10 protein-coding genes are annotated in these 12,191 nt (G+C 61.0%); 6 read left to right on the forward strand and 4 right to left on the reverse strand.

Annotated features, from left to right (window positions below):
• Nucleotides 1-29 precede the first annotated feature (29 nt).
• Both KUF55_RS11710 and KUF55_RS11715 read left to right on the forward strand, forming a co-directional pair.
• Nucleotides 30-1,712 (forward strand): DEAD/DEAH box helicase, encoded by a 1,683-nt coding sequence (locus KUF55_RS11710; RefSeq protein WP_218816742.1) that lies wholly within the window; start codon nt 30-32, stop codon nt 1,710-1,712.
• A gap of 19 nt (nt 1,713-1,731) precedes the next feature.
• Nucleotides 1,732-2,673 (forward strand): site-specific DNA-methyltransferase, encoded by a 942-nt coding sequence (locus tag KUF55_RS11715; protein WP_255557004.1) that lies wholly within the window; start codon nt 1,732-1,734, stop codon nt 2,671-2,673.
• A gap of 196 nt (nt 2,674-2,869) precedes the next feature.
• On the opposite strand, the gene KUF55_RS11720 is transcribed toward KUF55_RS11715, so the two are convergent.
• The 3 genes from KUF55_RS11720 to KUF55_RS11730 form a co-directional block, all read right to left on the reverse strand.
• Nucleotides 2,870-3,001 carry a putative transporter small subunit gene (locus KUF55_RS11720; RefSeq protein ID WP_218816743.1) on the reverse strand — a complete coding sequence of 44 codons (132 nt, stop codon included), beginning with the start codon at nt 2,999-3,001 and terminating at the stop codon, nt 2,870-2,872.
• Nucleotides 3,002-3,025: 24 nt separating this feature from the next.
• Entirely contained in the window at nt 3,026-4,621 is a 1,596-nt protein-coding gene (locus KUF55_RS11725) for a sodium:solute symporter family protein (protein ID WP_218816744.1), read from the reverse strand.
• Nucleotides 4,622-5,360: 739 nt separating this feature from the next.
• The gene (locus tag KUF55_RS11730) at nt 5,361-6,221 is read right to left on the reverse strand and encodes a PHP domain-containing protein (protein ID WP_218816745.1); all 861 of its coding nucleotides are present in this window, start codon (nt 6,219-6,221) and stop codon (nt 5,361-5,363) included.
• Between the two features lie 189 nt (nt 6,222-6,410).
• Here KUF55_RS11730 and KUF55_RS11735 point away from each other — a divergent pair, with 189 nt between their 5' ends.
• On the forward strand, nt 6,411-7,961 hold the full coding sequence (locus KUF55_RS11735) for an aminopeptidase P family protein (RefSeq protein WP_218816746.1): 1,551 nt from the start codon (nt 6,411-6,413) through the stop codon (nt 7,959-7,961).
• A gap of 121 nt (nt 7,962-8,082) precedes the next feature.
• Here the strand turns inward: KUF55_RS11735 and KUF55_RS11740 are convergent, their stop codons facing one another.
• Nucleotides 8,083-8,931, reverse strand: coding sequence for a general stress protein (locus KUF55_RS11740; RefSeq protein WP_218816747.1), 849 nt, complete (start codon nt 8,929-8,931; stop codon nt 8,083-8,085).
• A gap of 138 nt (nt 8,932-9,069) precedes the next feature.
• Here KUF55_RS11740 and KUF55_RS11745 point away from each other — a divergent pair, with 138 nt between their 5' ends.
• Genes KUF55_RS11745 through KUF55_RS11755 form a run of 3 tightly spaced genes read left to right on the forward strand, consistent with a single transcriptional unit; the run spans nt 9,070 to nt 12,114 of the window.
• On the forward strand, nt 9,070-10,380 hold the full coding sequence (locus tag KUF55_RS11745; protein ID WP_132358469.1) for a magnesium transporter MgtE N-terminal domain-containing protein: 1,311 nt from the start codon (nt 9,070-9,072) through the stop codon (nt 10,378-10,380).
• Complete coding sequence (locus KUF55_RS11750) at nt 10,373-11,008, forward strand: DUF1003 domain-containing protein (protein ID WP_218816748.1); 636 nt, start codon at nt 10,373-10,375, stop codon at nt 11,006-11,008. The genes KUF55_RS11745 and KUF55_RS11750 overlap by 8 nt, the downstream gene beginning before the upstream one ends.
• On the forward strand, nt 11,005-12,114 hold the full coding sequence (locus KUF55_RS11755) for a P-loop NTPase (RefSeq protein WP_132358473.1): 1,110 nt from the start codon (nt 11,005-11,007) through the stop codon (nt 12,112-12,114). The genes KUF55_RS11750 and KUF55_RS11755 overlap by 4 nt, the downstream gene beginning before the upstream one ends.
• The last annotated feature ends 77 nt before the right edge of the window (nt 12,115-12,191 follow it).

Here is a 12,191-nt window from a genome sequence, read left to right on the forward strand (position 1 = left end):
GCCCCGGTGCCTAAAAGAATGAGACCCCCGTGTCGAATACAGAACACCTGCTGACCGCCGATTCGGCGTCCGAAGCAGTGGACATCGAAGATTCTCTGTCCACCGATGAAACCCCGCACGAGCTTCCCCAGCTCACCTTCGCCGACTTTGGCGTGCGCGCCGACATCGTCGCGTCACTCACCGCTGCAGGGATCACCCACCCCTTCCCCATCCAGTCGATGACCCTGCCGGTGGCCCTTGGCGGGCACGACATCATCGGTCAGGCCAAGACCGGTACCGGTAAAACCTTCGGCTTCGGCATCCCCGCGCTGCAGCTCGTCGTTGGCCCCGAGGACGAGGGTTATGACCGGCTCCCCCAGCCCGGCGCCCCACAGGCCTTGATTGTTGCCCCGACCCGCGAATTGGCCGTCCAGGTCGCCGCGGACATCGAAAAGGCTTCAACGCTGCGCAACGCTCGCATCGCCACGATTTACGGCGGCCGGGCCTATGAACCGCAGATCGAGCAGCTCACCAACGGCGTCGAAATCGTTGTCGGCACCCCCGGTCGCCTGATTGACCTGCACCGCCAGCGTCACCTGAATTTGAAGAACATCCGCATCGTGATCCTCGACGAGGCCGATGAGATGCTTGACCTCGGCTTCCTGCCGGACGTTGAGACGCTGCTGGCCGCCACCCCGGCGACTCGCCAGACCATGCTCTTCTCGGCCACCATGCCCGGCCCGGTCATCGCGATGGCCCGTCGATACATGACCAAGCCGACGCACATCCGCGCCGCTGACCCGGACGATGACTCGATCACCAAGAAGGACATCCGCCAGGTTGTCTACCGTGCCCACCAGCTGGACAAGGACGAGGTCGTGGCCCGCATCCTGCAGGCCGAGGGCCGCGGCCGGACCATCATCTTCACCAAGACCAAGCGCTCGGCAGCCAAGCTGACCGATGAGCTGATTGACCGTGGCTTTGCCGCCGGTGCCATGCACGGCGACCTGGGCCAGGGTGCCCGCGAGCAAGCACTGCGCGCCTTCCGCAACAACAAGGTCGACGTGCTGGTCGCCACCGACGTCGCTGCCCGCGGTATCGACGTGGACGATGTCACCCACGTGATCAACCTGCAGTGCCCGGAAGATGAGAAGACCTACCTTCACCGTGTGGGCCGCACCGGCCGTGCCGGCAACAAGGGCACCGCCGTCACCTTTGTTGACTGGGAAGATGTTCCGCGTTGGGGCTTGATCAATAAGGCCCTGGGCCTGAACGTCACCGACCCGGTGGAAACCTACTCCTCCTCACCGCACCTCTTCACAGACCTGCACATCCCCGCCGGCACCAAGGGTCGTCTGCCGCGCAACGCTCGCAAGCTCGAGGGCTTGGCCGGCGAAAAGCTCGAAGACCTCGGCGAGACCGGTAAAAAGAACGCCACACGTTCGACTGACTCACGCCGTTCCGAGCGCGGATCCGATCGTGGCTCAGAGCGCGGAGGCTCCAACGCCGGACGCCACGGTCATTCCCGCGGCCGATCCGACCGTCCGGCCCGCGAAGGCGAACGCCACCGCGAGACCGCCGTTGCCTCCGAGCAGGGCGTTGTGTCCGATTCAGCCGATCAGGGCGCCTCGGCGACCGAGCGTCCGGCCCGCACTCGACCGAACACGCGTCCGAACCGTACCCGCACCCGACGCCGCGAGGGCGAAGTCGTGAACCGCGACGACGCCAAGTAGATCGACGCCAAGCCACTACATGACGTTGACTAGCTCTCCCGACGGGCCCATCACCGATCCATCAACGGACGGCGCTGGCGCCCGCCCTGCCCCCCAATGGGATCCGGCGGGACCCAACCTGATTGTCCATGCCCAAAACGCGGATTTTTTGCCCACGTTGCCCGATGAATCCTTCACCCTGATCTATGTGGATCCCCCGTTTAACACCGGGCGTACGCAAAAGCGTCAGGTAATGACCTCGGTCCGTGCGGCCGAGGGTGAAGGTGACCGGGTCGGATTCCAGGGCCGCAGCTACTCCACCCTGCGCGGGGACCTGCACAGCTATGACGACGCGTTTGATGACTACTGGTCATTCTTGGAGCCGCGCCTGCGCGAAGCCTGGCGCCTGTTGGCCGATGACGGGACCCTGTACGTGCACCTGGATTACCGCGAGGTGCACTATGCCAAGGTCATGCTCGATTCGATCTTCGGCCGCGAGTCGTTCCTGAACGAAATTATTTGGGCCTACGACTACGGAGCCCGAGCCAAATCGCGCTGGCCCGCCAAGCACGACAACATCTTGGTGTACGTCAAGAACCCGAAGACTTACCACTTCGATTCTGCCGAGGTTGATCGTGAGCCATATATGGCACCGGGATTGGTCACGGCCGAAAAGCGTGAGCGCGGCAAGTTGCCCACCGATGTCTGGTGGCACACCATTGTCTCCCCCACCGGTAAGGAAAAAACCGGCTATCCCACGCAGAAGCCCGAGGGCATCTTGCGCCGGATCATCAATGCCAGTTCCCGTGAAGGCGATTGGGTGCTAGATTTCTTCGCCGGTTCGGGCACCACCGGCGCGGTGTCTCAAGCGCTGGGGCGACGCTTCGTGTGTGTGGATGAAAACCCACAGTCGATCGCGGTGATGACCAAACGCATCCCCCAGGCCACCCTGGTGGAGATCCTGGATACTGACTCCCTGTAGAGTCGCTGGGCCCGGAGCATTTGGTCCCTGGCCCTACTGCATACCGGGTTTCTCTCTTCAATCCCCTTCTCACCCCTGGTGAGAAGGGGATTGTTGGTTAAGAGCCCAGCTGCCAACGGACGCCAAATGCCCGAGGGCCCGACGGGATAATCCGTCGGGCCCTCGGGGAGGCTACAATCGTGGTTCGCGGTGTTGTTTAGACCATGCCACGGCCCTCGGCGCGCGCCTCTCGCCATTCACGATAGAACGCGCGCACGATCACAAAAAGAGTGCCGCCAACAACAACGGGCCAGATCAATACATATACGGTCAACCAAAAAATACTCAAGGCAGTCTCCTAATGTCCTAGTCTCTACTTGCCAGCGACGATGTTCTCGGAGCCGCTGGTCAGCGTCTCCACGGGGTCGAAGTCGCCCACACGATCCTTGATGGTGCTGAAGTCAAAGTCCTGTTTGGAACGAACCGACATGAGGTAACAAACCACGGTGGACACCGAGTAAGCGACGAGCGAACCACTAAGCACCGCATATTCATGCAGAACGCCGAAGGCAAACGGTGCCACGGCGATGATGGATACGATGCCCACAATGCGTGCCACCTTGAGTCCGAAGAATCCGAAGCTCATCAGTGCCAGCACGACGCCAACGCCGACGATGGAAATAATGTCCACCGCGTAGCCCGTCAGTCCGGTCATCGAGATCCACTCAAAGCGCACCGGAAGGAAAGCTGCCAGCGCGGCCAGCGTCGAGATCGTGAAGGCCATATTGGTCACCTTCTTCCAGTAGAAACTGGCGATGACGGGGAATACCAGAGCACCCCACAGTGCACCGACGAAGACCAGCAGCTCAAGAATATTCATCTTCCCGCTGGCGAAGAACAACCCCGCGGCAGTGGCCAGAATCATGGTGATGCGACCAACCAGAAGCATCGTCTTGGGATTCGCATTTTGCTTGCCGACAGACTGACCGTAAATATCTGTCATAGCAATCGAGGAAAGCGCCGCGAGATCCGAATCCGCGGTTGACGAAAGGGATCCCAAGATCATGATGAAGAAGATGCACAGGAGCACCGGACCCAAGTAAGTCACGGCCATCTGTGGAATCAGGTTGTTGGAATCGCCATCGATGGGGGTGATACCCGCATACAGTGCGATAACACCGAGCATGCCAAAGCCAATGATCGTGGCACCGTAACCGATGGTTGCCGTAATAAATGTCGGCTTGATCAGGTCTTCACGGACCGCAAAGAGTCGCTGAGCGATCGTCTGGTTACCAATCGCGTAAGCCAAGACGGCTGCAATATAGGGGGCACCCTGATTCATGAAGGCTTCGGAGGAGAAGAAGTTCCCCTGCTGGGCCGAAAGGTTAGAGGCACCTGTTTCGAAAAGCCCTGGCCCGCCAGCGGCGAAGAAGATCACCGGAATGATGATCACCACGGCGCCGAGCATCGCTACGACCTGCGCGAAGTCGGTCAGTACCGAGGCACGGAAACCCGACCACAGGGTATAAAGCAGAATGCCGGCCGCTACGGCAATGATGCCCTGGCGGAAGCTAAAGGGAGAGAGGAGAGCTATCAGAGCACCACCGGCGATGAAGTTTGAGGTCAACGATATGACACTACCCAAGATGTTCGAACCGGCAAGCATCAGCTGGCTGGACCTACCATGGCGGGCGTACATGACCTCGGCCAGCGTGTGCGCCTTCGGAGCAACAGCACGGATTCGTCGACCGAAAGGGTAGATAAATAGAATCATCAAAGCACCCCAAAGACCATAATGAATCGGTCCAGAAATACCGTAGGTGTAGCCCGAAGTTGCCGAAGCATACATCGATGATGCCCAGATCCACGTTGCGGTCATACTCGCAGCAGAGACTCCGAAGCCAATTTTATTTCCGGCAGTCATATAACCGTCGGCATTTTCTTTCTTCTTACCGATAAAGAGAGACATGACAAACGTCCCTCCATAAAAAACAATCAACAATCCAATGACAACGGATCCCGCAAGGACTTGGTAATCCCCGTTTTGAAGATTCACATCCAACCTTTCTTCGTAGGAACGTCGCCGGCAACAATTCCACTACTTGCGCGCTGGCCACCTGGGGCACCATTGATCGACCTCGCTATCGCGAGTCGAGAGAGCATCCGGCAAGGACGCATTGTGAGCGCGCAGACCATCGGGGATTCACACCGTGCACATGGAAGACAGACTAATGTCGCTGGGAGGATTTCCTCACACAAACGCGATGCCGAATTACGTCCAAAATGACGGTGGAACTAACACCGCAGTGGCCACCGGTCGCTCCGCAAAATGTTGGAATAATAATCAACAAAAAAGATTTCGTACGGCGAAGCAACCTTATCGATAGTAACAGGCGCCACTCCCGAAGATGTACATAGAGTGAATCGATCGTGCCACGCACCTCAGAGGCGATTCCCCTAAAATGACGATTTCCTGCTGTAAAGAAAGCTATTTGTTAGTGCGGGAATATCTAGACCTTATGGCCCTTGTATTTCTTTATGCGCTCAGCTGCCGGTCGCCAACGGTTCCAGCCGTCGACCAAGAAAACAGTGACGATAGAGGGACAGATCGCGCTCCGCCACCCGAGAACGGACCCCTGAAGGGCAACAAAAAAGCGCACCTTCTTCAACCCTTTACGTGGATGAAGAAGGTGCGCTTGATACGTGTGCTAGCTCAAATCCGGCAAACCAACGGGTGCCGTTCCTGTGCCGGCGGCGACGATGCGTGCCAGCATTTCTTTGCTGGTGAGATTTTCCCCCAAGCGATTCGGCTTGCCAGCACCGTGGTAATCGGAAGATCCTGTGACAATCAGGTCATGCTTCCGAGCCAGCTCCCGGAGGTACAGCCTGCCCTCTTCGGGATTGTCTCGATGCTCAATTTCGATACCGAGCAACCCTGCCTCGATCATCTCGTGGAAGGTTTCCTCGCCGACCACCCTCCCACGGGCGGAAGCCACTGGATGAGCGAACACCGGAACTCCGCCGGCCTCCCGCACCAGTTTCACCGCAGTGACCGGATCCATGGCATAGTGCCCCACGTAGTACCGCGAGCGTGCCGTGAGCACCTGTGCAAAAGCCTCGGTACGAGTGCGCACCACCCCGGCAGTCACTAGCGCATCAGCAATGTGTGGCCGACCGATGGTAGCTCCGGGGGCCGAGTGATGGGCGATCATGTCCCAATCCACTGGGTAGTCCTCGGCAAGCAGTTCCACCATGCGCCTAGCGCGAGTGATACGAGCGTCGCGGGCCTTGCCGATTTCATCGAGCAGCCCCGCGTGGGTCGGATCATGCAGGTAACTCAGCAGGTGGACGCTGATCCCAGCGGCGGTCTTGCAGGAAATTTCCATTCCCGGGATCAGCCCAATGTTAAGTTCGAGTGCGGTGCGTGCCGCCTCTTCCCACCCGGCGGTCTGGTCGTGGTCCGTCAGCGCCACGATGTCCAGACCCGCTGTCTTGGCCGAAGCTACTAGCGCGGCGGGTGGCTCAGTCCCGTCTGAAACATGTGAATGAGCATGGAGGTCGATTCGCATACATCTCAGCGTATCCCTCTTGCTTCCCAACAGGCCGCTACGCACCGCTGACTGGGGACCGAGAAATGCCCGTACTTCCACGGCACAGCAGGTCCACTACCGGGGCAAGACTGTCCGCTGGAACGTTCGTCGGTCCGCTTTGCGCTCAGCGCCTTGGTGTTCGTGCGTTTGCTTTGAGACGATAGGTCAATGAGTACTGATGCAACCACCACCACCGGCAGCGACCAGCCCCTCGAAGAGCGCGTGAACAACCGTTCCCAGCGCCCGAACTCCGAGGCCTTCAAAACCTTCATGGCCTCCTCGTGGGCGGCCGACACCTCCGAACTTCCCGGCAACGACGCGGTGGCACCCTTTGCCGCTGCCCGCCGCGCCGCGGTTTCCGCGCGTTTCCCCGGCGAGCGCTTGGTGATTCCGGCCGGACCGCGCAAGGTCCGCTCGAATGACACCGACTACCGTTTTCGCCCACATTCTGGTTTCGCACACCTGACCGGACTGGGTCTGGACCATGAGCCCGATGCAGTACTGATCATGGAACCGGCCGCCGAGGGTGCCGGTGACAACGGATCGAATCACCAGGCAACCCTCTACTTCTCCCCCATGGCCGGACGAGACTCCGAAGAGTTCTATTCCAGCGCCAGCACCGGCGAATTTTGGATTGGCCCGCGGCCGACGCTGCCCCTACTTCAGGCGCGTCTGGGCCTGAACACCGCAGATCTTAGCGGCCTCGAGGTTGCCATCACCAAAAACGCCGGCGTCGTGGAGTTCGGCGGCATGCGCATTCGCCTGCTGCGCGAAGTTGACATGAACTGCGACGCACTGGTTGACACCTCCCGCATCAACACCGGGGTCGATCTGGAGATTTCCGATAACCTCGACGGCGAACTCACCGAGGCCCTGAGTGAAATCCGCCTCGTCAAGGACGAATGGGAAATTACCGAACTCAAGAAGTCGGTGGCTGCCACCATCAACGGCTTCCACGACGTGGTGCGTTCCCTTGACCGCGCGGTCACCCACGAGCGCGGCGAACGCGTGGTGGAGGGCGCTTTCTTCGCCCGCGCCCGCGAAGAAGGAAACGACCTAGGTTATGACACCATCGCGGCGGCCGGAAATAACGCCACGGTGCTGCACTGGATCAACAACAACGGCAAGGTCAACGAGGGCGACCTGCTCTTGCTTGACGCCGGGGTAGAGGCAGAATCCCTCTACACTGCCGATATCACCCGGACACTGCCGATCAATGGCAAATACTCCGAGGTCCAAGCCAAGATTTACCAGGCGGTGCTCGATGCCTCGGAGGCGGCCTTCGCCGTCGCCAAGCCGGGAACCAAGTTCCGTGATCTGCACACCGCCGCGCTCACCGTCTTGGCCCAGAACCTTGATGCATGGGGTCTGCTTCCCGTCTCACTCGAAGAGGCGCTCTCCCCGGAGGGACAGCAGCACCGCCGCTGGATGCCGCACGGCACCAGCCACCACCTGGGTCTGGATGTGCACGACTGCGCGCAGGCCAAGGCGGAGCTTTACCTTGACGGTGTCCTGGAGGAGGGCATGGTCTTCACCATCGAACCGGGTCTGTACTTCAAGAACGAAGACTTGGCCGTGCCAGCGGAGTACCGCGGTATCGGTGTTCGCATCGAGGACGACGTCCTGATCACCAAGGATGGGGCGGTAAACCTCTCCGCGGAGCTGCCACGGACCCCTGAGGCCGTTGAAGCCTGGATGGCCGATCTGCGCAAGGCCTAGGCCCGGCGCGGGGCCTCCCGCTCATGCACCAGATACGCCGATGGCGGTCACCTTCCTTACCGGGAAGTGACCGCCATCGGCGTATCGTGCTGATTTTTGCGACGGGCGGAGCCGTAGAAAACTAATTATTCTGTTCCGTGCGGTTCTTCTCTGTCGCGGAGGTGTCCGTCGGCTCAACGCTAGACGTCGTCGGGGCCGCGGTGTCCGCTTCGTTTTCGGCGTCATTCACGGCGTCGGGCGTCTTGTCCGCTGCGGACTCGGTCTCCGGGACTGCCACCACCGCGGGTCGCTCATCCTGGATGCGAATGCCAAATTGTGGGCGTCCGTCGGGCAAATCCGAATAGCTTCCGGTGGCCGAGGTCTCCGGTATCGCGGCGGTAGGAGCTGGCGTTGTGGCGGGCGCCGCGGTGGGTGCCGTGGGGGCATGCTGTGCGACCGGAGTATGGTGCGCCCCGACTCCCGCGTCGGCAGCCATCTGGCTCATCGGCAACTTGGCGGCCAGTGCGCGGGCGGCATGAGCATGGCTGAAGGCGACCACCACGTCGTAGTTGGTGGCCAACACCTGCGACTGCGAGGCAAAGTCACGCTTACCGCGACGGAATGAATAGCTCACCACACCCACCAGCATCCAGATGGCCATGCCGATACCTACCGAGGACAGGATCTGCGCCAGCGGGTTGGCGCCGGGAGAGAAGATGGTCAGCACCAGACCGACGAAGATGCCGAACATCGCGCCCTGCGCCGCGCCGGCCAGGGCAACCTTCGGATAGCTGAGCTTGGCGGTTACGCGCTCCACCGACTTCAGATCATTTCCCACGATGGTCAGGTGGCTGACGGGGAAATCGTTGTCGGCCAGGTAGTCCACCACCTTCTGCGCATCCAGGTACGTGCTGTAACGCCCCAAAAGTTCGCCGCGCGGCAAACCAAGCGTGTTCGAGTTGGACGGGGAAGCACCAAGTGGGGATGACATATATCCATTGTGCACGCTCTACGGCCAGAAGCTGGGTCTTGATCGCTGAAGGTGAAAGATCAACTCGTTGCCCGACGTCTCACTCAACACAAGCTCCAAACTGCTCCGGGGCGCGATACAGGCAGTAGCCTAGATGACGTGAGCAGCAATTCTTCGAAGATCTTCATCGCACGTTTGTTGGGCCTGGACGTCTTTGACCCCTTGGGCGATCGTCTGGGCCGTCTGCGCGACGTCGTGGTGGTCGCGCGTCTGGTGTCCAAACCCGCCCAATGTGTCGGCGTGGTTGTTGAGGTGCCCGGAAAACGGCGCGTTTTTGTGCCCATGACGCGTATCCAAGCCATGGACGCCGGACAGATCATCTGTTCTGGTCTGGTCAACATGCGCCGCTTCCAACAACGCGGCGCCGAAATTCTTGCTGCCGCCGAACTCTTTGACCGACGGGTGATGTTCGAAGATGGCAGCGGCAATGCCGTGGTCGAGGACATTGGCCTGGCCCAAGCCCGCAACGGGGATTGGATCGTCTCGGACTACTATGTGCGCCGTGGTGCACCAACCACCGGTCTGTTGAGCCTGCGCCGCACCCGTGGGGAACGACTGCTGGTGCCCTGGGACGCGATTGAACACACCGCGCTGCACGAACCCCAGGCCGCTAGCACCTACGTCGCAACACACGACGAGATGAAGCCTGCGGACTTCGCCGATGCGCTGCATGAGATGAATCAGAAGCGTCGAGTTGAGGTCGCCTCCGAGCTGCAAGATGAGCGACTGGCCGATGTGCTCCAGGAGATGCCCGACGAGGAACAGGTCCAGATCATTTCCGCTCTGGACATGGAACGCGCCGCCGACGTTCTGGAAGAGATGGACCCGGACGACGCCGCTGACCTCCTCGGGGAGCTCTCCGAAGACACCAAACACGCGTTGCTTGAACTCATGGAGCCCGAGGACGCGCGCGATGTGCGCCGCTTGCTCTCCTACCCCGAGGGCACCGCCGGATCGATGATGACCCCGGTCCCGGTGATCCTCTCCCCCGAAGCCACCGTCGCCGAGGCGCTGGCCTCGGTGCGTCGCGAGGAGCTGAGCCCCGCGCTGGCCTCCACCGTCTTTGTGACCCGCCCGCCGCTGGAGACCCCCACCGGTCGCTATCTGGGTGCCGTACACATTCAGGCCCTGCTGCGCACCCCGCCGCCGGAGTCCCTAGGCAACATTCTTGACTCGGATGTTGAACCCATCGCCGACATGGCGAATGTCGCCGAGGTAGCGCGCACGCTGGCCAGCTACAACCTGACATCGCTGGCCGTGGTGAACAGTGATGGCCGATTGGTCGGCGCTGTCACGGTTGACGACGTGCTTGATCATATTTTGCCCGAAGACTGGCGTACTCACGATGACATTCACGATGCGAGCACGGTCGAGCCACAACCACCAGTGAACGGAGCTTCGCATGGCTGAGAAGCGCCAAGTGTCCACCGGCCTTGACACTCCCATGTCCGCCCGCGGACGCTTCTTCCCACGCTTTTCCCCGAACCCGGACAGGTTCGGTTCGAGCACGGAGAAATTCGCGCGGTTCATGGGCACCCCGCAATTCCTTTTCTACATGACCATCTTCTGTGTGTTCTGGCTGATCTGGAACATCTTCGCCCCGGAGGCCTGGAGATTTGACTCCGCTGCCCTGGGCTTCACGGCACTGACGCTGATGCTCTCTCTGCAGGCGTCCTACGCCGCGCCCTTGCTGCTGCTGGCACAGAACCGGCAGGATGACCGGGACCGGGTCTCACTTTCCGAGGACCGCGGCCGCGCCGAGCGCAACCTCTCGGACACCGAGTACCTCACCCGTGAACTCGCCGCCCTGCGCATCGCCCTGCGCGATGTGGCAACCCGTGACTACGTGCGCTCCGAACTGCGTTCCGCCCTAGAGGATCTGCTAGAAACGTCCGACGGTGAGGAGCTGAAGCTACGCGCCAAACCGGCCAAGCCCTCCAAACGCAAGGACCGTTCAGCGCCCAACACCGGACTGATTCCGCAGATCTCCCCCGAACCCAAGCGCAAGCAACACCCCAAAAAGAACGAGAACCCATGACCATCGAGCCTCGGCTCCTTGAAGCTCTCTCCCGCGTCCAAGATCCAGAATTACGCCGCCCCATCACCGAACTGGGCATGGTCGACTCCGCGACCCTGAGCAATGGCACGGCTCAGGTCCGCGTGCTGCTCACGATTGCCGGCTGCCCGATGCGTTCCACCATCGAGGCGGACGTTGATGCGGCGCTTCGCGCGATGAGCGAGGTTCAGCACGTTGAACTCACCCTGGGCGTGATGAGTCCCGAACAACGCGCCGAACTACGCGAGTCATTGCTCAGCCGCAGTATCCCGTTTTCTGACCCCGCCTCACTGACGCGCGTCATTTCCATCGCCAGCGGCAAGGGCGGAGTGGGCAAGTCATCACTGACCGCCAATCTTGCCTGCGCCATGGCCGCCGATGGGCTGCGCGTGGGACTGATCGATGCCGATGTACACGGCTTCTCCATTCCCGGCTTGCTTGGCATTCCGCACGCCTCTCCCACGCGGGTGGACGAGATGATTCTGCCTCCGGTGGCTCACGGGGTGAAGGTCATCTCGATCGGCATGTTCGTTCCGGACAACAAGCCGGTGATCTGGCGTGGGCCGATGCTGCACCGGGCATTGGAACAGTTCCTCACCGATGTCCACTTCGGAGATCTGGATGTGCTGCTGCTGGATTTGCCCCCGGGTACCGGGGATATCGCCATCTCCGTCTCCCAGCTGTTGCCGGGCTCGGAGCTGGTGGTAATCACCACGCCGCAGGCCGCTGCGGCTCAGGTCGCCGAGCGTGCTGGATCCATCGCCGTATCCACCGGGCAGAAGGTCATCGGTGTCATCGAAAACATGAGCTGGCTGCAGTTGCCCGATGGTTCCACCATGGAGGTCTTCGGCTCCGGCGGCGGAGTCGAACTGGCGCACCGTCTGGAGCTGGTCTTGGGAACCGAGGTACCCCTGCTGGGCCAGGTGGCGCTGGACCCGATGCTGCGCGCCGGCGGGGATGAAGGCCTTCCGCTGGTCATTTCTCATCCCCAGGCACCGGCAGCTCTGCAGATCACCGCCATTGCGCGTGCTCTGACGCATCGCCCACGTGGTCTAGCGGGACGTCCCTTGGGAGTTAGTCCCCGCTAAGCCCTAGATGAGCCCTGCTGGCCATAGCGTCCCACGGGCTCGCATTTACCGGACGCCAGGGCCGCGACACAACAATG

The sequence above is a fragment of the Paeniglutamicibacter sp. Y32M11 genome, assembly GCF_019285735.1.
In the GTDB taxonomy this organism is placed as follows: Bacteria; Actinomycetota; Actinomycetes; order Actinomycetales; family Micrococcaceae; genus Paeniglutamicibacter.